At 33.2% G+C, this 23,486-nt stretch carries 25 protein-coding genes; 9 read left to right on the plus strand and 16 right to left on the minus strand.

The window, feature by feature from the left end; all coding sequences use genetic code 11:
- A partial coding sequence (locus tag ACFS5J_RS01710) for a T9SS type A sorting domain-containing protein (protein ID WP_379810211.1) occupies positions 1–1,647 on the plus strand: 1,647 nt, incomplete at its 5' end.
- A 52-nt stretch (positions 1,648–1,699) separates the two neighbouring features.
- Here the strand turns inward: ACFS5J_RS01710 and ACFS5J_RS01715 are convergent.
- The 5 genes from ACFS5J_RS01715 to msrB are packed head-to-tail and all read right to left on the minus strand — an operon-like array spanning position 1,700 to position 4,775.
- Positions 1,700–2,743: a D-alanine--D-alanine ligase gene (locus ACFS5J_RS01715; protein WP_379810213.1), complete on the minus strand. Its 1,044-nt coding sequence runs from the start codon at positions 2,741–2,743 to the stop codon at positions 1,700–1,702.
- Complete coding sequence (locus ACFS5J_RS01720) at positions 2,740–3,417, minus strand: NRDE family protein (protein ID WP_379810215.1); 678 nt, start codon at positions 3,415–3,417, stop codon at positions 2,740–2,742. Before ACFS5J_RS01720 ends, ACFS5J_RS01715 begins: the two co-directional genes overlap by 4 nt.
- Complete coding sequence (locus ACFS5J_RS01725) at positions 3,405–3,893, minus strand: DinB family protein (RefSeq protein ID WP_379810218.1); 489 nt, start codon at positions 3,891–3,893, stop codon at positions 3,405–3,407. Before ACFS5J_RS01725 ends, ACFS5J_RS01720 begins: the two co-directional genes overlap by 13 nt.
- A gap of 10 nt (positions 3,894–3,903) precedes the next feature.
- Entirely contained in the window at positions 3,904–4,287 is a 384-nt protein-coding gene (locus ACFS5J_RS01730; protein ID WP_379810220.1) for a DoxX family protein, read from the minus strand.
- Between the two features lie 2 nt (positions 4,288–4,289).
- Positions 4,290–4,775 (minus strand): peptide-methionine (R)-S-oxide reductase MsrB, encoded by a 486-nt coding sequence (gene msrB, locus ACFS5J_RS01735; RefSeq protein WP_379810221.1) that lies wholly within the window; start codon positions 4,773–4,775, stop codon positions 4,290–4,292.
- Between the two features lie 218 nt (positions 4,776–4,993).
- On the opposite strand from msrB, the gene ACFS5J_RS01740 reads away from it, so the two are divergent.
- Entirely contained in the window at positions 4,994–5,767 is a 774-nt protein-coding gene (locus ACFS5J_RS01740) for a neuromedin U (protein ID WP_379810222.1), read from the plus strand.
- A gap of 76 nt (positions 5,768–5,843) precedes the next feature.
- Here the strand turns inward: ACFS5J_RS01740 and ACFS5J_RS01745 are convergent, their stop codons facing one another.
- Positions 5,844–6,287: a DUF4268 domain-containing protein gene (locus ACFS5J_RS01745; protein WP_379810223.1), complete on the minus strand. Its 444-nt coding sequence runs from the start codon at positions 6,285–6,287 to the stop codon at positions 5,844–5,846.
- A 68-nt stretch (positions 6,288–6,355) separates the two neighbouring features.
- Between ACFS5J_RS01745 and ACFS5J_RS01750 the strand changes: the two genes are divergently transcribed.
- Positions 6,356–7,021, plus strand: a complete 666-nt coding sequence (locus ACFS5J_RS01750; protein WP_379810225.1) for an NUDIX hydrolase — start codon at positions 6,356–6,358, stop codon at positions 7,019–7,021.
- A gap of 45 nt (positions 7,022–7,066) precedes the next feature.
- Positions 7,067–7,870, plus strand: a complete 804-nt coding sequence (locus tag ACFS5J_RS01755) for a lysophospholipid acyltransferase family protein (protein ID WP_379810226.1) — start codon at positions 7,067–7,069, stop codon at positions 7,868–7,870.
- Between the two features lie 92 nt (positions 7,871–7,962).
- Here ACFS5J_RS01755 and ACFS5J_RS01760 read toward each other — a convergent pair whose 3' ends face one another.
- Positions 7,963–8,604: a hypothetical protein gene (locus tag ACFS5J_RS01760; RefSeq protein WP_379810227.1), complete on the minus strand. Its 642-nt coding sequence runs from the start codon at positions 8,602–8,604 to the stop codon at positions 7,963–7,965.
- 3 nt (positions 8,605–8,607) lie between these two features.
- Complete coding sequence (locus ACFS5J_RS01765) at positions 8,608–9,102, minus strand: RNA polymerase sigma factor (RefSeq protein WP_379810228.1); 495 nt, start codon at positions 9,100–9,102, stop codon at positions 8,608–8,610.
- Positions 9,103–9,262: 160 nt separating this feature from the next.
- On the opposite strand from ACFS5J_RS01765, the gene ACFS5J_RS01770 reads away from it, so the two are divergent.
- Entirely contained in the window at positions 9,263–10,567 is a 1,305-nt protein-coding gene (locus tag ACFS5J_RS01770; protein WP_379810229.1) for an NAD(P)/FAD-dependent oxidoreductase, read from the plus strand.
- 209 nt (positions 10,568–10,776) lie between these two features.
- Here ACFS5J_RS01770 and ACFS5J_RS01775 read toward each other — a convergent pair whose 3' ends face one another.
- Entirely contained in the window at positions 10,777–11,838 is a 1,062-nt protein-coding gene (locus ACFS5J_RS01775) for a DUF3810 domain-containing protein (protein WP_379810231.1), read from the minus strand.
- 95 nt (positions 11,839–11,933) lie between these two features.
- Here ACFS5J_RS01775 and ACFS5J_RS01780 point away from each other — a divergent pair, with 95 nt between their 5' ends.
- The gene (locus ACFS5J_RS01780; protein ID WP_379810233.1) at positions 11,934–13,397 is read left to right on the plus strand and encodes an aminoacyl-histidine dipeptidase; all 1,464 of its coding nucleotides are present in this window, start codon (positions 11,934–11,936) and stop codon (positions 13,395–13,397) included.
- Between the two features lie 54 nt (positions 13,398–13,451).
- On the opposite strand, the gene ACFS5J_RS01785 is transcribed toward ACFS5J_RS01780, so the two are convergent.
- The 7 genes from ACFS5J_RS01785 to ACFS5J_RS01815 form a co-directional block, all read right to left on the minus strand.
- Positions 13,452–14,726 (minus strand): porin, encoded by a 1,275-nt coding sequence (locus ACFS5J_RS01785; RefSeq protein WP_379810234.1) that lies wholly within the window; start codon positions 14,724–14,726, stop codon positions 13,452–13,454.
- Positions 14,727–14,871: 145 nt separating this feature from the next.
- A complete protein-coding gene (locus tag ACFS5J_RS01790) occupies positions 14,872–15,324 on the minus strand; it encodes a Na(+)-translocating NADH-quinone reductase subunit F (protein ID WP_379810235.1) in 453 nt (150 codons plus the stop codon).
- Between the two features lie 105 nt (positions 15,325–15,429).
- The gene (locus ACFS5J_RS01795; protein ID WP_379810236.1) at positions 15,430–15,888 is read right to left on the minus strand and encodes a hypothetical protein; all 459 of its coding nucleotides are present in this window, start codon (positions 15,886–15,888) and stop codon (positions 15,430–15,432) included.
- Positions 15,889–15,970: 82 nt separating this feature from the next.
- On the minus strand, positions 15,971–16,516 hold the full coding sequence (locus ACFS5J_RS01800; protein ID WP_379810237.1) for a PepSY-associated TM helix domain-containing protein: 546 nt from the start codon (positions 16,514–16,516) through the stop codon (positions 15,971–15,973).
- Between the two features lie 104 nt (positions 16,517–16,620).
- Positions 16,621–16,794: a TonB-dependent receptor plug domain-containing protein gene (locus ACFS5J_RS01805; protein ID WP_379810238.1), complete on the minus strand. Its 174-nt coding sequence runs from the start codon at positions 16,792–16,794 to the stop codon at positions 16,621–16,623.
- Positions 16,795–17,085: 291 nt separating this feature from the next.
- Entirely contained in the window at positions 17,086–18,210 is a 1,125-nt protein-coding gene (locus ACFS5J_RS01810) for a PepSY-associated TM helix domain-containing protein (protein ID WP_379810239.1), read from the minus strand.
- A gap of 77 nt (positions 18,211–18,287) precedes the next feature.
- On the minus strand, positions 18,288–20,441 hold the full coding sequence (locus ACFS5J_RS01815; RefSeq protein WP_379810240.1) for a TonB-dependent siderophore receptor: 2,154 nt from the start codon (positions 20,439–20,441) through the stop codon (positions 18,288–18,290).
- Between the two features lie 188 nt (positions 20,442–20,629).
- On the opposite strand from ACFS5J_RS01815, the gene prfA reads away from it, so the two are divergent.
- The 3 genes from prfA to ACFS5J_RS01830 all read left to right on the plus strand — a co-directional run bounded on the left by prfA (position 20,630) and on the right by ACFS5J_RS01830 (position 23,436).
- The gene (prfA, locus tag ACFS5J_RS01820; RefSeq protein WP_379810241.1) at positions 20,630–21,703 is read left to right on the plus strand and encodes a peptide chain release factor 1; all 1,074 of its coding nucleotides are present in this window, start codon (positions 20,630–20,632) and stop codon (positions 21,701–21,703) included.
- Positions 21,704–21,775: 72 nt separating this feature from the next.
- On the plus strand, positions 21,776–22,630 hold the full coding sequence (gene pyrF, locus ACFS5J_RS01825) for an orotidine-5'-phosphate decarboxylase (RefSeq protein WP_379810242.1): 855 nt from the start codon (positions 21,776–21,778) through the stop codon (positions 22,628–22,630).
- A gap of 5 nt (positions 22,631–22,635) precedes the next feature.
- Entirely contained in the window at positions 22,636–23,436 is an 801-nt protein-coding gene (locus ACFS5J_RS01830) for an ABC transporter substrate-binding protein (protein ID WP_379810243.1), read from the plus strand.
- The last annotated feature ends 50 nt before the right edge of the window (positions 23,437–23,486 follow it).

Here is a 23,486-nt window from a genome sequence, read left to right on the forward strand (position 1 = left end):
ACAGATAACTGTTCTGCTGGAGGATTAGGAATTCAATCAGATGGCGGAGTTGATGATGGAGCGAGTGCAGATGGTTGTATCCAATATAGATTGTACACCTTTACGATAACAGATGATTGTGGAAACAGTGATACTGAAACCACACGCGTATCGAGAGAGTACGACATGACAGCACCAGAGATTGTTGACGTACCAGATTATCAATTAGCGAATTGTAATGATGATTGGCCAGCGTTTATCACGACAGATTGGACAGATAACTGTTCTGCTGGAGGAGTTGGAATTCAATCAGATGGCGGAGTTGATGATGGAGTGAGTGCTGATGGTTGTATCCAATATAGATTGTACACCTTTACGATAACAGATGATTGTGGAAACAGTGATACTGAAACCACACGCGTATCGAGAGAGTACGACATGACAGTGCCTACATTTGATTGCCCTTCTGACATTGATGTATTTGAGTGTGATGGTTTACCAAATATAGAGTTGCCTATCGCAGACGATAATTGTGATGCAAATGTTGAAGTTGTGGCTGTTCGTTCTGATGGTTTAGCATTATCTGATCCATTCCCAATAGATCAAGTTGTAACGGTTACATTAACTGCACAAGATCAATGTGGTAATGCTGCAGATGAGTGTGAGTTTACGGTAATTGTTCGTTCTTGTGGAGCACCACAATGTACATATACACAAGGATTCTATGGTAATGTAGGTGGTACAGCTTGTTTACCAGATGGAACAACTACAAGTGCCCAAGGTATTATGATTAATGCTTTAACTAATGCAGGAGGAGTTGTCTATTTTGGTAGTATGATTTCAGGAAACTATTTTGAGTTGAAATTATCAGACATCAATGGAAACCCAACACCAGGACAAAACAACATATTTAAAATGTTGCCAGGTGGCGGAACCCCAAGAGCGTTGATAGATTATGCAACATATGATATTTTTGCGACTTGGTCTGATAATGATCCATTGTATGCATCAGGTAAGAAAATAGGAGCTATTAATAATAACTTGTTGAGTCAAACTATGACATTGTTCTTTAATATGGATATTGCAAGTGATTTAGCACTTATTGATTTAGAGCCCGTTTTCGCTACTGCTGATGTTAATTGTGGATCCGACGTAGTAATTCCTGATACCACTCAAATATTCAATATTCCTCAAAGTGTGATTGACTATTTGAATAATAACGGAGGGGCAACGGTTGGTAATCTGTATCTTTTAGCAAATGAAGCCTTAGCAGGTAATAATATAGGTGGCTTATCGCACTCCGATATTAATGCAGCAGTAGATGCAATCAATAGAGGATACGACGCTTGTAGAATTAAAGTTGCCGTACCAGTTGATCCAGAGCCAGAACCTCTGAATATAGCTAGTGCAGACTTTAATATTTATCCAGTTCCGTTTAATAATGATATTACAATTCAGTATCTGTTTAAATATAGTTCACCAGTAGAAATTCAAATATTTGATGCTAAAGGGGCACTAGTGATGACAGAGAAAGATCCTGAAGCTTATTTTAACAAAGAAATTAAATTGAGATTATCATTTAGCCATGGTAAAGGAGAAATGTTCTTTGTAAAATTAATTACAAAAACAGGTGTAAGTATCAAGAAAATAATCTCTACTAATAAATAAACAATTCATTAAATTTTAAAAAGGGGCAATACTGGGTTGCCCCTTTTTTTATTCAAAAATCTAAAATAGTATTGTAATAATTGTTGTGCTTTTTGAATTCGGAAATACCTTCTTTAAAACTCAAATAAGGGTGTCCTTTGTGATTGTTTTGAATGCTTATTTGGTAAAGATAGTTGTAATGTTTTAAAAGTTCTTTCCAACCAAAAATAATGGAATGTTTTGGGTCGTAAATGTGAGTGGGCTCACTTATTGCGCCGTTTATTTCAACAATTTGAAAATTTTTACCGTTTTCTAAATCTTCATAATTGGAGAACATGATGTCCATTCTTCCATAATAAAAACCTTCTATTTCACTGCAAATAGCATTGAAAGTAGTAATCATCTTTGGGGTAATTTTGATACTTGCATCAATAAATTTGGTACCTCTACAATGATTACCATACGGTACTAAGTTGATGCTTTCATTTAAAGGCAAAATTTTATCAATTTGAGCACCATACTCCTTTTCTAAAGCTTTTATTTGGAACTGATAACGAGGGTCTGTATTTAAAATCTCTCGAATAGTATTTTGTCCGTTTCCAGTAACAATCAGAAATTCTTTTTCTACAATTCCAGTAATTGTGCCATGTTTTGAATTGGGTAGTTTAACATAAAAAAGACCAATCTCTTTATCGTAGGGTATAGTATCCTGAATTAAAAAATTAAATTTTGCTTTTGAAGCATAGCTTTCAATATCCTTTTCATTGTAAAGTTTTTTTACTGCTGTTCCTCTTAAGCCAACATCAGGTTTTGCTATTACTGGAAACTGAATATGTGAATCCGAAATTTTGGATACAATTTCATTTGTGGGTGTTGCTTGCGGAATTAGTATTGTTTTAGGATAGTATTTTTGTGGGATTAAATCGTAAATTTCTTTTTTCGATTCCATAAAAAAACCACCATTTTTAATACTTGGATTTGCAGCATTAAAAAAGAAAAACGATTTTGCTCTTGCTGCAAAAAACAAGTATTGGAAATACACTGGAAAATACACAACTTGATATGGCCAGTATTCCCAATTGGTTAGCTTATGAAAAAATAATTTTACATTTTTCATGAATCGTATAAATCAATATATTGAATGGAGATTGAATCGTTTTGAATAACGGTTTGCGTTATACTAATAGTCTTTAATAGGTTATTCCTATTGATTTGTAATCCAAAATCTTTATTTGAACTTTCGGTGAATTGATGAAAAGCTAATAAGTTTTGTGGTGATAGAATAGCATGATTTTCAATGAATTCATTGAACCATTTTTTTCTTTCAATTCGAATCGCTTGATTGTACAAAGTAGCCGATGACCAAATATGTGGTAGGTTGATATCCAATTTGGTAATCCTCTTTTCTTTTTCATCCCATTGTAATTCAAATAATTGCTCACCTGAAAAAAATACAATAGTAAAAGGTTCAATTTCATTCAAGTCTATTTTTTTCCATTCTTCAAGTGGTTGCACGCTAGCTATTAAGTCTAACAGTATAATTCCTCTACTTTTTCTGTAACTCGGTTTGGGAACGTGCTTTTCATTTGCCCCATTAAGTAAAACCATTACATTTTTGGAATCGTGTGCAAACCAAGTTCCTCCAGCTTTTGGATCTTTAGGATATGTAATTTGCTTTTCTTGGTAAAGATAAGCTTTGGGAGGAATTGCTTTTTCTCGGGTTATTTTTTCATCTCTATTTGAAGTGATGCAAAAGCCAGTATCTGTTTTTATAAAGCTTACTGTACACATTGTGATCGGTATTCAATTGTTGATTTTGCGACACCAAAATCTTCAGAGACTTTGACATTTGGAAATTGTAATAATGCAACTTTAATCAATGCTTGATGATGGATACTATGTTCCAAATTGTAAAGTAACTCTCTGTGAAAATTTGTGTGGATATTCAAATTAACGGAAGTCTTACCTTGTTGTAAAACTAACTCTTTATTTTCTAAATCAATTAATCTACTTATAGTCTCAATTTTTTTTATGGCTGATGCTACATCAGTTTGAATCAAAATATCTCTAGATCGTAAGTCATAATTTACAATGCCATTTTCATACGAATTCAAAACAACCTCATACATTTCTATAATATGTCGTATGTGTTCCCCAATGGTTGCAAAGCTTAAGTTTTGATGTTTTAAACAATACTCGTCATTAGTTAATTGTTTTAAGAGTGAATTAATCTCTGCAAAATTTTCTTTAATCGTATGTATCAGCATTTGGAATATTTTATTTTTTGAAAATACTAATTTTATTACGTTCTGCAAAAAGAATAGCACTGCAACATATAAAAGTTAAACATGCTAGCATAAATAAGCTTCCGTTATCATTCAGGATTTCGATTTCTAAAATAAATAGATGCGATAGTATAGCTCCTATCATTATTAATAACCCTAATACAGCACCATAGATACTTATTGTTGGGATTAGTAACAATATAGCTGCAATTAATTCAAAAATTCCTGTTGCAATTCGGCCGTGTGGCTCTAATTTTATAGGTTCAAAAATAGAGATACTTTCTGGAGCTGCAGTAAACTTGAAATGCAGTGTTTGCAGCATTATAATTGCGGGCACTATACGTAAAAGCCAATATTTTATTTTAGCCCGTGACATTTTTATTTTTCCGGAATAAACTTTATTGAAACAGAATTGGTGCAATATCGTTTACCCGTTGTTTCTTCAGGACCATCATCAAATACATGACCAAGATGTCCACCACACTTTGCACACATTACTTCGGTACGAACCATTCCAAAACTTAAATCTCTTTCATAAACTACTGAACCTTTAATGGCTTGGTCAAAAGAAGGCCATCCGCAATGTGAATCGAACTTTGTATCTGAAGTGAAAAGTTCGTTCCTACATGCAGCACAAACATATTTTCCCTTTTCAAAAGTATTCCAATATTCTCCTGTAAAGGCACGCTCTGTTCCTTTTTCTCTTAAAACTTTGTATTCTACATCAGAAAGTGAAGCTTTCCATTCGGCTTCTGTTTTGTTAACATCAAATTTCATTGCCTTTTTGTTTTGTGATTGACACGAAAGTAAGAAAAATGAACAAAAAAATAGAATTAGCCATTTTGTATCATTAAAACTTTTCATGATTTCAATTTTTTAGTATAACAAATCTAATGAATCATTACTAACATAAGTGTTAGTTGGATAACAGAATCTTATTTTTATTTCAATCATTTTATTATTGGAATAAAAATAAATATTGATTTTAAGTTTTTTTTGTAGTAAATTTAGTTTAAATTTAATTGGTTATAAATTAGTTACAAAAATTATATGATCTATTTTATCAATCAAATTTAATAAAAATGAGAAAAAATTATTTAGCTTCTATTATCGGACTGTTTGCTTTTTCATTTATGAGTGCGCAAGAAGAAGGTGCACAAGATTTAGCAAATAAAATTCAAAATCCTGTTGCGGATTTAATTTCATTGCCTTTTCAAAATAATACCGATTTTGGTGATGACAATACCAATACTTTGAATATTCAACCTGTTTTGCCTTTTAAAATAAGTGAAAGTTGGAATTTAGTTACACGTACTATTGTGCCTATTATGAGCGCTCCTACTATTCATGATAACAATGTTACAGGTATTGGTAATATTACCCTTAGTGCTTTGTTTACTCCATCAAAACCAAGTAGTTTCATATGGGCTGTAGGACCATCGTTTATGTTTCCTACTGTTAAAGAAAATTTAGGATACGACAAATTAGGACTTGCGCCTACATTTGCAATGATTTATCAAGCAAATGGAATGACTTATGGCGGTATTTTTCAAAACTTTTTTGATGTTGCAGGACCAAGTGATGCCGGTGATATTAATCTTTTTTACTCTCAAATTTTTATTACAAAAAATTTAAGTAAGGGTTGGTATATCAATACAGCACCTATTATTACGGCTAATTGGGAAGCCAATTCGGATCAAAGGTGGACAGTGCCTTTAGGGGCAGGTTTTGGTAAATTGTTTGCATTAGGTAAATTACCAATAAATTCACAAATAGGAATGTATAAATATGTAGAACATCCCTCGGATGCTGATTGGCAATTGAGAGTTCAAGTGACATTATTATTCCCTAAATAGAATACATCAGATATTAATTTAATGAATGATTTAATAAAAAAGGCTTTACATATGCGTAAGGCCTTTCTTTATTTTATTATGTATTGATCTCTAAATCTTTTAAATATTCTTCGTATTCATAAAAAAAGCGTTCAAAAGCATCCATTTTTTCAAAGAAAAAATCGAAAATATCGTCCCATGTATTTTTATTATTGATACTTATTCCAGTTTTTTCTACCCATATTCGACTGATTATTTTACCGGTATCAAGATGAAAATCCCTTTCAAAAATGGCATCTTCCAGAAAATCGTCTATAAGGATGTTTCTTAAAGATTCAACCTTCTCAAAATAAATGATTCTATTGGCATCAGACTTAGGTTCTATGTCAAGTAATACTTGAGCTTTCTTATTATCTGCGTAAAATTTAAAGGTAAAATCTTTAATTTTTGTGTTGTACAACAACCATTTTCTTGGATATGCATCTGCAAAGGCAATCCAAAAATCTTTCTTTATACGTTGGGCTTCTTCTTTACTAAACATTTTATTGCTAATAATTGATTATTCCTAAAAATTGGAGTAACTTTATAAGTTGACAAAAACAAAAAAGTATGTTATTTCAGGATTTTATTAAATATATTCCAAAAATAGAAAAAGAAAAGCTAATGGCTACAGATGCGCATGCAAAAATGGCACCATTGGAGAGAATTTCTTTTCTTAAAGAGGAAAGTTATAGTAATAAAAATCCAAGAAAGGCAGCTGTTTTAATGCTGTTTTATCCCAAAAATGGAGTAACCCATTTGGCATTAATTGTTCGGAATTCATATCCAGGTGTACATTCTTCTCAAATTGGTTTTCCTGGAGGAAAGGTAGAGCTGGAGGATGAAAATTTAGCAGCCACGGCACTTAGAGAGACCCACGAAGAAATAGGGGTGTCTGCTGATAAGGTAGAAATCATAAAACCTTTTAGTACCATCTATATTCCGCCAAGTAATTTTTTGGTTTACCCTTTTATGGGAACTTCTGAGTTTGAGCTTAATTTTATTCCTGATTTGGAAGAAGTAAAACGCGTTTTAGAGTTTCCACTTTCTCTTTTTTTAGACGATAACTCTATAACCAACGTTAAAATGACAACTTCTTATGCCAATGATTTAGAAGTACCTGCTTTTATGGTAGGTAAATACGTGGTTTGGGGAGCAACTGCTATGATGATGAGTGAGCTTAAGGAAGTCATTAAAAATGTTGTCTATCAAAATGAAGGGTCTAAAATTTTATAAAAAGACTGCTTTTGTTACATTTGCAGCTTCGTAAAAAATATAGATATGGGGTTATTGAAACGAAATCCTTTTGGACATATATTGTTTCTTAAGAAGTGGTTGATACGAATTGCAGGAGGAATGACGCACAGACGCTATCGTGGCTTTAATAAAATGCACATTGAGGGGTCTGAAATTATAAGAAATTTACCGGATACAAACGTATTGTTTATTTCCAATCATCAAACCTATTTTGCTGATGTTGTGGCGATGTTTCACGTTTTTAATGCGAGTTTGAAAGGTAGGGAAGATAACATTAAAAATGTTGGCTATCTATGGGAACCTAAGTTAAATTTGTATTATGTGGCTGCTAAAGAAACGATGACTGAGGGATTATTGCCTAAGGTTCTCTCATATGCTGGTGCTATTACGGTAGAGCGTACTTGGCGTTCAAAAGGGGAGGATGTAAAGCGTAATGTGAATCCAAATGATACTGAAAATATAAAAGTTGCACTTAATGATGGTTGGGTAATTACTTTTCCACAAGGAACTACACGTTCTTTTAAACCTGTTAGAAAAGGTACAGCTCACATCATTTTACAGCACAAGCCTATAGTTGTACCTATCGTTATCGATGGGTTTAGGCGTTCGTTTGATCGAAAAGGATTAAGAATTAAAAAGAAAGGAATTTTGCAATCCTTTGTAATTAAAGAACCCTTGAAAATTGATTATGAAAATGATTCGGTTGAAGATGTAGTTGAAAAAATTGAATATGCAATTGAACAACATCCTTCATTTTTAAAAGTTATTCCAGCTGAAGAAATTGAAGAACAAGTAAAATTAAATAAAGAACGTCAATGGCGTTATTAAAAAAAGACCTGCATTTGCAGGTCTTTTTTTTTAAAACAGTTATTCTAGTTTTTTAAATCTCAATATAAAAAACAATATAATACGTTTCATTTTTATAAATCGAGTTTTTTTAATTCTTGGTAGTTTTGATTCAATCGTTTTAAAAGGATACCATACAAAAGTTTATAGAATAGCCATATTATAACAATCATCGTTAACGCGATTAAGAGATAAAAAGCAAATGCTAAAAAGTAAAAAGTATTTGGATTGATACTTTCAGATATCTTATCAATTAAAAGTTTAATATTTGGATCGTATTTGAATTGGAAAAAGAAAATCAGTAAGAAGGAAAAAAATGTCATTCCTAAATTATACCAAACATAATATTGTACTGTTTTTCTGGTTTTAAGGATAGAATTCATTAATTTTTTTATACTGTCCGTTGTATTTATAGTTTTATAATTTTTGTAGAATAAAAAGATAAAACAAACAATCACAGTGTAATTGATAATAGATAGGATTAATGTTGTGGTCTTCAGATGATACAACTCTAGGGTTTTTGATGTCTCTTGATCATCAACAATGAAGCCTAAAGCTACCCAAAAAATAATTTCCAATATACTAATTATCAAAATCCATTTCACAATAGATGATGAGCGTTTGTGCAACATAGCATATATTTCCTTTTCAGAAATTTGATTGAATGAATTTTCATTTTTCTTCCAATCGCGTTTTAATAATTCTAATTCATCCATCGATTACGGATTTAATATTTTTTTCAACTTCCCTTTCACTCGGTTCATTTTTACTCGAGCATTCACTTCACTAATCCCTAAAGTTTCTGATATTTCAGTATAATCTTTATCTTCTAAATATAAAAAAACTAAAGCTTTTTCAATATCATTTAATTCATTAACAGCACTATATAATAACTTGAGTTGTTCTTCTTCTTCATAGTTGTAATCTTCTTCTTTTACACGATGAAATGTACTGTCGAATTCAATAGTATCAATTGACCTTTTCTTTTTGCGATATAATGTAATAGCAGTGTTTAACCCTACACGATATGCCCAAGTAGTAAATTTTGAATCACCCCTGAAATTTGGATATGCTTTCCAAAGTTGGATGGTTATTTCTTGGAATAAATCTTTATGCGCATCTTCATCAGTAGTATACAACCGACAAATCTTGTGGATGATATTCTGGTTTTCTTGTAATTGTTTTACAAAAAATTCTTCTGAAGGTGTACTCATATGCTATAAGTAGCATTTATTAATAGGTTGTTACAATACTACATTAATTTTTGATTCTTTACTAATAAAACTTTAGTATAAATTTCACAACGAAAGAATTATACAAGTAATGAAATAACTGTATCTTTGATATACTTTAAAAAAAAGCGACTCTTTTACTATGAATATACCAAGGTGCAGTTTCCCTAGAATCGTTATCATTGGGGGTGGTTTTGCAGGAATATCATTAGCCAAAAAACTTAAAAATAAAAACATTCAGGTTGTTCTGCTAGACAAACACAATTATCATAATTTCCAACCTTTGATGTACCAAGTAGCTACTGGTGGCTTGGAACCCGATTCTATTGCCTATCCTATTCGAAAAGTAGTGCAAACATTTGATAACTTTTATTTTCGCTTGGCTGATGTCAAAGAAATTGATACCAAAAACAACAAAGTTATTGCCGATATAGGGGAGTTGAAATACGATTATTTGGTATTGGCTACTGGTTCTAAAACAAATTTTTTTGGAAACAAAGAAATGGAACGCAATTGTATGGCCATGAAAACGATACCGCAATCGTTGAACATTCGAAGTTTAATATTAGAAAATTTTGAACAAGCTTTATTAACGAATGATATTGATGAACGTCATAGTTTAATGAATTTTGTGCTGGTAGGAGGAGGACCAACGGGGGTGGAATTAGCAGGAGCTCTAGCAGAAATGAAAAAAGCCATTTTACCAAAGGATTATCCCGATTTGGATGTCCGAAAAATGGAAATCAATCTAATTCAAAGTGGCGATCGCATATTGAACACCATGAGTGAAAATGCTTCTACAAAAGCGGAGAAGTTTTTGATTGAGCTTGGTGTTAGTGTTTGGAAAAACATAAGGGTTACCGGTTATGATGGAAGAATTGTAAGTACCAATTCCGATTTGTCATTTGATAGTGCTACCGTTATTTGGACAGCTGGCGTACAAGGGAATTTAATCAATGGGTTAGCTGCAGATGCATTGGTAGCAAGAGCAGAACGTATAAAAGTGAATGCATTTAATCAAGTAGAAGGTTATGATAATATTTTTGCTATTGGTGATATTGCCTTAATGGTGAGTGACGAATATCCGCAAGGGCATCCTATGATGGCGCAACCCGCCATGCAACAAGGACGTCACCTTGCTGAAAACCTCATCAAATTGATAACTAAAAAGGAGCTGAAACCTTTTGAATATAACGATAAAGGTTCAATGGCTACCATAGGACGAAATAAGGCAGTTGTTGATTTACCGCATTATAAGTTTAGTGGTGTTTTTGCTTGGTTTGTATGGATGTTTGTGCATTTGTTTTCGCTTATTGGATTTAAAAATAAAGCGGTAGTGTTTTTGAATTGGGTGTATAATTACATTCGTTTCGATAGAGAAGCACGTTTGATTATTCGTCCGTATAAGAAGAAGCAAATGACAAGTTTTACTACTGATGAGATATAATTTAGTTAAGAGTGATTAGTAATTAGTGAATAGCACTTTACTGATTTATAAGTTCAAGACTAACTGCAAGAAGTTTTTTACATCCAATTCTTGTTTGGGTTATTAGTTCTTTTGTTTTGATTAACCCTGATTTTGAAAAATATATTAACACGGATAAAATAGAATGCAAAAAAGTTTTTATGGCAGTTATCCAATAAACTGAAAACTAATTACTGAACACTATCAACTTTCTCATAACCTATCATTAATCCTACAAATCGACTGTAACTAATCATACCTTCTTGTTGGTTGATTTTTAAAAAGTTGTCATAGAAAAACTCAAAAAAAGTATCAATGGGAGTTTGGTAATATTCCCAAAAAATGTCATGTTCGTCGTAATTTTTGAGCACTCCTTTGTTTAGTTTTTCTAGAAAATGTTCCGATTTACCTTCTTCCATTCGGTCCAGATTGCGCAAACAATATCGTGTTATAAAGCTATATGCTGAATATTGAAAATAGACGTCGTCATTTTTTGTAGCAGCAATAAAGCCAATAAAATTACATTCACTTTCACTTCCTATTCCCGTTTGGTGTGCCATCTCATGGCAAGTGGTCATTGGTATCGAAAATTTAGGTTTTAAAGTGTTGATTTGTGCCTCATTAGTAAACGGATTCAAGTAACCACCAAATCCCATATAACTCAGCAAATATCTTAAAAGCGAAGGTTTAATACTATTGTTTTCGTATTGGAAATCTTTTAGAGGAGTAGGTAGGTTATTATAACCGTTTTTGGCTTTTTCAAAAATTTGTGGGTCTGTATAGGGTATTACAACTGCTGTAGTATCGTTATTCGTAATTTGGTGTTGTAGCGAATTGGTTTTGGCAATCATTGTCAACGTAAAAGCTTCCAATTCTGCCATACTGTATTCTTTTTCAATGTTTAGTTTTTGTTCAATTGAAACGCGGTAATAGTTCATCGCCCACAACAAATGGAAAAAGAAATAGAATACCGACAACCAACTTAAGACTGCGAGTCCATTAGTTTTCCAATTTTTCCAGAAATCAATTCTGTTTTTCCATATCCATCTCAGTAGCAAAAATATAAGAATCACGTAAATGACATCACCAATGGAAAAGGGAATTGCGCCAAAAAGAGTACGATTTAAATGTGCAATTTTGGGGTATAAACCTTTACTGTAATAGTTCTCAATAAATTCAGGGAATAGTGCTAATGTTTTGACAATTACGATCTGTACAAGTAAAAATATTGGAAGTAGGTATTTCGGTTTCAAGATTTTCAATTTAAACGTAAATATAATTAGAAATATAATTTCAACGGGAATATACTTTGTAACTTTGCGACTTTGAACTTTCAAACTAAATTATAATGAGTCAAGAAGTAAGAAACTTAGAGCCGAAAGCGCTTTGGAATAAATTTGCCGATTTAAATGCGGTACCACGTCCGTCGAAAAAAGAAGAGCGTGTTATTGCTTTTATGATGGATTTTGGAAAAACATTAGGGTTAGAAACCATTAAAGATGAGGTAGGAAACGTAATCATTAAAAAACCTGCTACTGCAGGAATGGAAAACCGTAAGACAATTGTGATGCAGTCGCATTTGGATATGGTGCACCAAAAAAATAATGATACCGTTTTTGATTTCGATACGCAAGGAATTGAAATGTATGTAGATGGTGATTGGGTTCGTGCAAAAGGAACTACCCTAGGAGCAGATAACGGATTAGGAGTTGCTACAATTATGGCGATTCTGGAAAGTAAGGATATTCCTCACCCTGCAATTGAAGCTTTGTTTACCATTGATGAAGAAACAGGAATGACAGGTGCAATGGGATTAAAAGGCGGTTTGCTTGAAGGGCAAATTTTATTGAATTTGGATACGGAAGAGGATGATGAAATTGATATAGGATGTGCAGGTGGAGTAGATGTAACCGCAGTAGCTGAGTATGATGAAGAAGATGCTCCTGAAGGATCTGTAGGGTATACGATTACTGTAAAAGGTTTAAACGGTGGACATTCTGGTATGCAAATACACGAAGGTCTAGGTAATGCTAATAAAATTATGAACCGTTTGCTATTTGATGGTTTTGATGATTTTGGATTACAAATCGCTACAATCAAAGGTGGTAGTTTACGTAATGCCATTCCAAGAGAAAGTGTTGCTGAGGTTGTTATTGCGAATGTGTATGATGAAGCTTTTGTTTTTGACATGCAAGGTATTATCAATGAGATAAAAGCGGAATTCAAAACAACAGAACCAAACTTAGAAGTGGTTATCGAAAAATCTGAAACTACGCCTAAAAAAGTTATGCCTCCTATGGCGCAGTACTTTTTAGTACGCGCATTGTATACGGCTCATAATGGAGTTTACCGTATGAGTGCTGATTTTGACAATTTGGTAGAAACATCAAACAATATTGCAAAAGTAACTGTTGGTGGTGGAAACTTAAACATTCAGTGTTTGACACGTTCTTCAGTTGAATCGGCTAAATTTGATTTGGCAAATGCATTGCGTTCTGCTTTTGAATTAATGGGTTGTGAAGTAACTTTTTCTGGAAGTTATCCAGGTTGGACACCAAATCCAAAATCGGAAATCTTAGATGTTTTAAGTGCACTTTATGAAAAACAGAATGGTAAAAAGGCTCATGTTGTTGCGTGTCATGCAGGATTAGAATGTGGTATCTTAGGAACAAATTACCCAGAAATGGATATGATTTCTTTTGGACCAACAATCAAAGGAGCACACAGTCCAGATGAAAGAGCAAGTATTTCTTCTGCTCAAAAATATTGGAATTTTGTATTGGAGATATTAAAAAATATACCTGTTAAATAAGTAATTGAGTTAGAGGCGCAGTATAGTATTGAAAATAAAATACTGCGCTGAAAACTAATAAATCCATTGGATTCGGAATTGGACATTGTTTGTCACGCCAATAGTTTCATCTTTTTCAAGATTACTTACTCCGTAAATGAGACCCGCTTTCCAATACTGTGTTGCCCACCAATTTAATCCTAAGTTATATCGGTTATTGATGCCTCCATGGATATGTTTGGTTTCTAAATTGTTGCGACCTACTCGTGTAAAAAGTTCCCAGGCTCCATACTTTCCAGTTGGTTTTATTCTTCTTGCGTAGGCTGCTTTTTGATCATATGGTCTTTGTTCTCCACTCGCAACATAGCTAGCTGTTACATAATATCCGTTAAATTGCTGTAGACCAAATTCGGTAGTGGAAGTCCAATTGTGTACGTATTCCATTAATATTGAGAAATTCTGTAAGCTCCAAAGTTGTTCCATACTTAAATTGAATTGATGGGAGGCATTCATGTCACCGGTATCAACATAATTGGTCGTTATATTGGATTCATTCTTGTTCTTAAGTCGGATAATATCATTTTTTGCATCTACATATCGAATACCCACAGCAGAATGTATGAATTGTTTACCTTCATTGTTCCAAATGGGAAGTGCTGTAATTCTTGCGGTCATTGTGGTGTTAGTGTTTGCAAAACTTTTATCACTGTCGGGCCATTTTTTAAAAATTCCTCCAGAAGCAGTTAGTCTATTGTTGTAAAAGAAGTGACGGTAAATCACACCATTGTTTCTGCTGTTGAAAAAAGGGTTTAAGAGTCTTTCAAAATGGGGTAGATTGGCTGCGTCACCTACCATCTCATATACAAATGTCTCTTTTATTTTACCTAAAACAATTTCGCTATTATCAGATATTGGGATAACAAGTTTAATATCAGTAAATCCAATATCATTGGATTCAGGTGGTTTATCTAGTCCCTTGTATTCGACACTAATCAGATATTTCCAAGCTCTCTTAAAATTTATATCACCTCTAAACATAATTCTAGCACTTCGAATATCAAATCTACTTTCTTGTTCACCTACTTGTCTTTCACTATCATTATTTTGTATGTTAGCATTATAATCCAAAATAGGAGCAAAGCCTAAATTAAGTGAGAACCATTTGTTTTTAGTTTTGGTCCATTTCATGTTTTTATGCGTTGCATCGGGAATGAAATAGTTTTTTGTAGTGTCGGCTAGGATTTGTGTTTGAGTTTCATCAACCAAATCGGTGTGTTGTGAAAAACCTTTTAACGAAAAGCTAAAGTATAAAAGTAGTAAAACAACTTTTAAAATGGACATTTTTCGCATACCCTTTAATTTTTAAGTGATTAAAAATGGCTTAGATATTTAGTCAGACCAATAGTGTGTTCTTGTTTGTAAAAAAATGATTTATAAGTAAATATAAGAATATAAATGATATGTTTTTTATATCAATTTAAATAAAAATCGTTTGTTATGAACGAGGCTTTTTGGGTAATACAATGGATTCTTTTTCAAAATTAAAAATAGTATAGCAATCCATTATATTATCAATATGATCTAATTTGCAAAGTAGTGTGAGTACCGATTCTAGGCCATCAAAAAGCTTGTTCTTATCGATAGCTTTTTTGTGATATAATTGGCGTAAAGGAAGTTTATAACCACATGCTTCTAAAAATGTAGCTTCAATTTGTAATAACTCGGCTGGGGTATATCCATTAAATCTTCTGCCTAAATTTTGAATTACTAATCCAAGGTAGTTCAGTTGTACAGAACCGTGTGCATCGGAAAAAAACTTCCAAAAATCATTGTTGTCCAGAATATTCCCAACCGCACAATACTTGCAACACTCAGGGTTAAGTGTGTTGTTGTGAAATGCAGTGTATAACTTTTTTATAGCCAAATCAAATCTTTCTGTAGTTTTCATAACCTATATAAGTTGTTAAGGTTTAGCTATAAAAAGTTACAAAAAGCTGTATTTTTATCCAAAAAAGCTGTATTTAAGACCTATTTTTCGGTTTATCGGTTCTTTTTAATATGTCAATTCGATTTCTACCATAACAGATTGTCCACTTGTTAGCTTTGGAATTAAGGCATGATAGGTAAGATTTGGTGCTTCTGAAGCTGCATTTTGAACAAATGTAACCGTTAAGGTAAGATTGTTTGTTTCGCAATCTTTAATCATCTCATAATTGATGGATGTATTCCCAGAGAATAATCCTTTTTTACCGATAACCAAATCGTAATTAGCAAAATCAATATTAGGTTGGCAGTCACCTGTTACTAAAGTATTAAAATCGGTTTGATTGGTTATTACTGTAAAATCATCAGTCAAATCAATTTCCATTTGGTATTTTGTTTCGGTACAACCGTATTCGGTTTCCAAACTTGCGGTAGTAACTACAGTATCGCTACAAGGATTGTCATCATCATCATTACATGCTGTAAATAGGACTATTAAAAAAGCGTAGAGTATGAACTTTGTTTTCATTTTATTGATTTAAAGTGTTGTTTTTCAAACTTATGAAAGTTAAAATTAAAAAAAATCCCGAAAAAATCGGGATTTACTAACTTTAAAAAAATAACAAAAACAATATGGGAAAAATTAAACCAATTGCAGTTAACTTCCAACCACGTCGTTTAAATGTGTGTTTACCATGTTTTACCATCATAGCACCCGTAACGGCTATAAAGATTAAGGAGATACCAAAAATATCGGAAAAGTAAATCCACCAAGCCGAAGTGTTTTTGTGCAATTTCATAGTTTGGCTAATAAATGGAGTTTTTACAAATTCCAAAATTTCACCTTTACCAGTTTTGGTATCAATTTCAACTTCAGTGTTTTCAAACATCATTTTGAACTTGCCTTTACGTACCATATGACGTTTTATTTTATCTTCAATTTGTAATGATTTGGCTAAATTTTCAGCAAATTCATCGTTGATGTCTTTTTCATCCGGAAGTTGTACTTCAATTGCTTTTACATTTAAGGTGTATTTATCGGGATGCCAATTCTCACGGTGATTCATTAAAATACCTGAAAAAGCAAATGATAAGATTAGACCTAAGTAAAAGTATCCTAAATCGCGGTGAAGTGTTCTTGCGTTAATTTTTTTCATCGTTTAAAATTTGTATGTTATAGCTACTGAATAGTTTCTTGGAGCAATTGGGTTTAAACTGTTATCGTCATGAGTATTATAATTCATTTTATTGAGTATATTGCTTAATTTAGCTCTAATACTGAAGTTTCAGTTAGCATCCCATTGTAGTAACGTACTCCATTTTTAAAGGTATTGTTACTACCCAAAGAGAATCCATGGGATGCAATTTCTTTTTGATACCCGCCTGTATTACCTGATATGTAAACTCCATTTGCATTTTTTAGAATGTCATTCATAGAATTTGCTTGTTGTTGTAACGCTTTTTCCGTTACAACAGAAGTAGCCTGTGGTAAGGCTATAGGGGTAATATTAGCTTTTGTGCTGTATATTTTTTATCGGGTTTTTGCCCTTGAATAGTAACTTCATTTAAATTGAACTTTTTTACTTTAACCGTATAGTTTTCGATTGTTAATTCAGTTTGTTTGGTGAAGTTTTCTTGACTAAAACAAAAGTTGAAGTCAAAATCAACGCTAGGGTAGGGATATGAATATTCATTTATTATTTTAATTTTAAATATTTTCTTGTTTTTATTTCTTGCCTTTTTTTGCTTTATTCTTCCGTCCCCACCAAATAAGGAATCCTGTTATAGGTAAAGAAGCTATTAAAAGACTTATAAGAAAGGCAAAAACTTTTCCTGCAAAACCCAATATAGCCCCAGTATGGATGTCATAATTCATGCGGAGTAGGTTATCTGCTATTTTAGCGTTTTTAGTTCTGCCATAAATAGTTGTTACATCAAGCTCTTCTAAGGTGTATTGGTTAAAGTAGCGATAATCAGTTTGCCAGTAAGTACCGTCTCCCATATTGGCATTGGCCGCAATTGGAGAACTACTATTTTCAATAGGATGCACTTCAATGGAACTAGCATTGGGATATTCTTGTTGCATAAAATTCCAAACTTTATCCAAAGGGTCTGATACAGGCTTATCAGTTATTTGTACCGATGTAGGTTCACTATAGATTAATTCTTTTTCTCCACCCATAAGTTTATAATAGCCGTATGCAAACCAAGGAAAACCCCATACTAAACCAGTTATTGCAAATAGTAAAGCAATCGATAGGGTGTAAAAACCGGTTATGTTGTGCAAATCGTAATTTTTGCGTTTCCATTTCATTCCTTCTTTCCATCGAAACCAGAAACGCTGTTGGGCTGCTTTTCTGTTTTTGGGATACCAAAGAATAAACCCGCTAATAATCATGATTATGAATAAAAGTGTTGCCCAAGCAATTACGGTTTGCCCAATTTCATCAGGCAGCCAAAGATAGAAGTGAGCTCTTAAAATAAACCTAAAAAATCCAGTGAATTCGTTCACCGTTTTGTGGATTGCTCCATTGTAAGGATTGATATAGCAAATATCATAGTACAAAGGATCTTCATGATAGAAAATTACTTCAGCGGCCTCTCCTTTACTTTTATACTGAATCGCATGAATGTGCTTATGGGGTAATACTTTTTGACCGATTTCTTTTAAAACCGAAGGTGGTAGGAATTCTTGTTCTTGTGGTGCTACAAAACGATATTCTTCAACGTAATCGGATATTTCAGTTTGAAAAGCGTACAAACATCCTGTAATGGCAACGATGAATACTATGCTACCCGTAATAAGACCTAACCAAAGGTGTATTTGGCGTATAACTTTTTTAAATTTCATGATATTTTTTTTTGATTAGAAAAACTCCCCAAATAACTGAGGAGCTCTTCACAACCATAACTATATTAAACCGACTCTTAAAATTTATAAGTTAATCCCGCAATTAGACTTCTTAATTGTTGAGGTGTAATAGTGGACCAACCTGAGAAGTATTTTTCATTCAAAGCATTATTTAACTTAAGTGTAATGCCAAATTTGTCATTATCATATGAAAGTGCACTATTAATAACAGTATAACTTGGTAAAGCGAAACTTCCTGTTGTAGCTCTATTCAAGGTTAAATATTTACTAGCATAATTTCCACCAAATCCAACACCAAATCCTTTCAACGATCCGTTTTGTATTTTGTAATTGGTCCAGAAGTTAATTAAGTTTTCCGGTCCAGCACTTTCAGGGCGTAAGCCTAGATAACCGCTTTCCGGGTTGTCTTTGGTAACTTCAGCATTATTATGACTATAACCAGCAATTATGTTAAGACCAGCAATTGGGTTTGCGATAGCACTAATTTCAATTCCTTTACTAACCACTTCACCACCTTGAATAGAGTTGTTGTTATTGTTAGGATCGGTAATTACTCTATCAGAAACTGTAATGTTGTAATAACTTGCAGTAAGGGAAAGTTTATCATTAATGAGGTTTGTTTTTACACCAAATTCTAATTGATTGGCTTGTTCTGGGTCGAATGTTTTGAATCGTTGATTGGTACCATCTGCATCTGAAACTTGAATAGGAGCAACATTTTTAAAGCCATTCATATAATTAGCGAAAACCGATAACTTGTTTAAAATGGGTTGGTACACAATTCCGAATTTTGGTGAAATGGCCACTTGTCCATCGTTTACATCTTCATCATTTGCTTGAATAGCAAAATGATCAATACGTAAACTAGCCATTACATTCAAATTGGGTAAAATATTGATAACGTCGGAAATATAAGCACTGTAAATTTCGTTTTGAGCATCTGAATTACCCTCGAAAGTACCTACTAGTAAAGCATCAACTCCTGCTTGAGTTAAATCACCAGTGTCCGAACCATCTAAGATATTCACTACTCCATTACCAACCCATCCTGAGCTGCTGTTTAAAATATTTGATTTAAAGTAATCCAAGCCTACTACCATACGGTTTCTTAATTTTCCAATTGAAAAATCACCTATGAAATTCTGTTGAATATTAGTGGTATAGGTTTCTCCATTTCTTTTTGAAATAAAACGTGTAAAATCACTACCATTGGTGGCATCCCATAAATAAGAATAGTAACCGTTAGCTTTTGTATTACCTCTAGAAAGAGCTGTTTGAGAAGTCCAGTTATCGGATAGTTTAACAAACATCTGAGCCTGTAAATTGAAAGTAGGATTTTCAATGGCTAAATCATTTGAAGTAAATGATTTTTTATACTGGTTTTCAAATGGTGTTATGGAGTTATACGAAAGTGGAGCATTTCTGTTTAAGAAAATCATAGGTGCATTTGCCGAGTTGTTATTTGAAAACTCAGTGTTTACAAGGAATGAAACCCTGTTATTAACCTGATAACTAAGTGAAGGTGCTATAAAAAAAGAACGGTTAAATCCTGCATCTTGAAAGATATTTTGTTTTTGGTAAGCTGACGTTACACGAACAGCTAAATCGGTGTTAACAGGAATATTGACATCTGCAGTTACACGATCCATTCCATAAGAACCGGCATTGTAACTTATTTCACCACCAAATTTTGAATGGGGTCTTTTGGTAATCGTATTAATTAAACCACCATATGAAATCACGCTACTACCAAATAAAGTACCAGAAGGTCCTTTTACAACTTCTACAGTTTCGATGTTTATGGGATCAATTATACCGTTGTTCAATGCAGGAAGTGAGTTGATAAGTGTAGGTTGCACTGAAAATCCTCGCATGGAATAATATTCACCACCATCTCCTCCGCGACCAGTAGATTCCCACAAACGGGTTACTCCAGTAGCATTTTTTATGGCATCATTGAAGGTTGTAACTACCTGCTCTTTCATTAGGCGAGAGGTTACTGAATTGTAAACTTGTGGATTTTCAATATTTTTTAAGGGCATTTTGGATACGGTTTCACTTGAAATTTTATCGTATTTTTTTTCAAGTTTTCCATCTATCACGACTTCTTTAAGTTGCTTAATTGTGTCTTTTTCTTGTTTTTTTATTTCTTGACCTTGTAGGTAGATTGCACTAGCACCTAGAAGTAGGGTTAGGATTTTTTTATTCATTTTATTTAGATTTAATTAAAATAACACAGCAAAAGTAAATTAGGGTTTTTAAATACGCAATATTTATTTAGATTAATTTTAAATAAAGTTTTTAACTTTTTGATAATCAGTAAAAAAAAAGGTGTGGGCTGAATGTATGAAGGGATTAGTTTTTTTGCTAACTTTGCACTCCAAAATAAATAACAGCTATGTTAGATAGATTACAATATGTAAAACAACGTTTTGATGAAATATCAGATTTGATTATTCAGCCTGATGTTATTGCAGATCAAAAACGCTATGTGCAATTAAATAAAGAATACAAAGACCTTAAAGCTTTAGTGGAAAAGCGTGAGGAATATATTAACCTTGATGGTAACATTAAGGAAGCAAAAGAAATTTTAGCAGATGGATCAGATGCCGAAATGGTGGAGATGGCCAAAATGCAATTAGAAGAAGCTCAAGAACGTTTACCACAATTGGAGGAGGAGATTAAGTTCATGTTAATCCCTAAAGATCCAGAAGACGCTAAAAACGTAATGGTGGAGATTCGCGCTGGAACTGGTGGGGATGAAGCTTCAATTTTTGCAGGTGATTTGTACCGTATGTATACAAAATATTGTGATAGCAAAGGTTGGAGAACATCTGTTGTTGATGTAAGTGAAGGTACTTCTGGAGGTTTTAAAGAGGTGGTTTTTGAAGTTTCAGGAGAAGATGTTTACGGTACTTTAAAATACGAAGCTGGAGTGCACCGTGTACAACGTGTGCCGCAAACGGAAACTCAAGGTCGTGTACATACATCAGCTGCAACAGTAATGGTGTTACCAGAAGCGGAAGAATTTGATGTGCAAATTGATATGAACGATGTTCGTATTGATTATTTCTGTTCATCAGGACCTGGAGGACAATCGGTAAACACAACAAAATCGGCAGTTCGTTTAACGCACGTACCAACAGGATTGGTGGCACAATGTCAGGATCAGAAATCGCAACATAAAAACAAAGACAAAGCATTAGAAGTATTACGTTCACGTTTGTACGAACAAGAATTGGCTAAAAAACAAGCGGAAGATGCAACAAAGCGTAATTCGCAAGTAAGTTCGGGTGACCGTTCGGCTAAAATTAGAACGTACAATTACGCTCAAGGTAGAATTACCGACCACCGAATTGGTTTGAGTATTTTTGATTTGGATGGTTTTATGAATGGAAACCTTCATAAAATGATTGATGAATTACAATTAGTGGCTAATACAGAGAAACTGAAAGAATCAGAAGTTTTCTAAATACCTATTTAAACCCCTTAAAATGGGGTTTTTTTATAATTTTTTTTTAAGAACTCGCACAAAAATATACAAATGACTACAGCAGAACTTGTCAATCAGATTAAAGTAAAAAAATCATTTCTATGTATTGGTTTAGACGTGGATTTGAATAAAATTCCACAATATTTATTAGCAACAGAAGACCCAATTTTTGAGTTCAACAAAGCGATTATTGATGCAACGCATGACTTATGTGTTTCTTACAAACCGAACACTGCTTTTTATGAAGCGTATGGAATTAAAGGTTGGCAGTCTTTGGAAAAAACGATACAATATATCAATGCAAATTACCCTGATATTTTTACAATTGCTGATGCAAAACGTGGCGATATTGGAAATACTTCATCAATGTATGCCAAAGCATTTTTTGAAGATTTAAGTTTTGATTCGGTTACAGTGGCGCCTTATATGGGTAAAGATTCTGTAGAGCCTTTCTTAGCTTTTGAAAACAAGCATACTATTATGTTGGCTTTAACCTCAAACCAAGGAGCTTTTGATTTTCAAACTAAAAATGTTGAAGGTTCACAAGGCGAAGGCGAATTGAGTGGAGCTAAAGAGTTGTATAAAACCGTTTTGGAAACGTCAAAAGGATGGAATAACGCTCACAATTTAATGTATGTAGTTGGTGCAACTAAAGCAGAATATTTTACGGAGATTCGAAAAATTGTTCCGGATAGTTTTCTTTTAGTACCTGGAGTAGGTGCACAAGGAGGTAGTTTGTCTGAAGTTTGTAAATACGGAATGAGTGAAAATATAGGCTTGTTGATAAATTCTTCTCGAGGTATTATATATGCATCAAACGGAGAAGATTTTGCAGTTAAGGCTAGAGAAGAGGCTTTGAAATTGCAAACGGAAATGGAAGCTATTTTATCGAATAAATCTATATAATTCGGGTGAAAGTTTTAACGGATCAACTTGGTTTTGAACATAAATTTGAAGCGGTTCCAAAACGAATTGTTTCGCTTGTACCTTCTCAAACGGAATTGCTATATGATTTAGGTTTGGAAGATAGTATTGTCGGAATTACTAAGTTTTGCGTACACCCAGTACATTTTAAAGCTACCAAGACAGTTGTAGGTGGTACTAAAAATGTGAAGTTTGACAAAATAAAGGCATTACAGCCTGATATTATTATCGCAAATAAAGAGGAAAATACCCAAGAGATTGTTGAACAATTGAGTGAAATATGCCCAGTTTGGGTTACCGATATTTACAATATCGAAGACAACAATCGGATGATTGAGGATTTTGGAGCAATCTTCAATAAAAGAACGAATGCCACAAAATGGGTGGATAAAATTAATTTCGCACTAGGTGAGTTTGAAAAGTTCGTTGCTGATAAACCTGTTAAGAAAGCGGCATATTTTATTTGGGCAAATCCTTATATGGTTGCTGGAGGGAATACGTTTATAAATGAAATGTTAAAATTAAATCATTTCGCAAACATATATGAAGATAAAAACGGACGATATCCAGAGGTTGAATTGAAAAAAATGCGACTTGAAGGTGATCCTGATTTTGTGTTTTTATCCTCAGAACCCTATCCTTTTAAAGACGAGCATGCTTTCGAAATTGGACGTTTTACACATCATGCAAAAACGGTTTTTGTAGATGGGGAAATGTTCTCCTGGTACGGTTCACGACTGGTTAAAGCATTTGATTATTTCAAAATCTTACATCAGAAGATCAATTAATACCATAAAAAAAGTCCTGTTTTGCAACAGGACATTTCTTTTTTAACTAA

It is taken from the genome of Flavobacterium chuncheonense, assembly GCF_042686145.1.
GTDB classification, from domain to species: Bacteria; Bacteroidota; Bacteroidia; order Flavobacteriales; family Flavobacteriaceae; genus Flavobacterium; species Flavobacterium chuncheonense.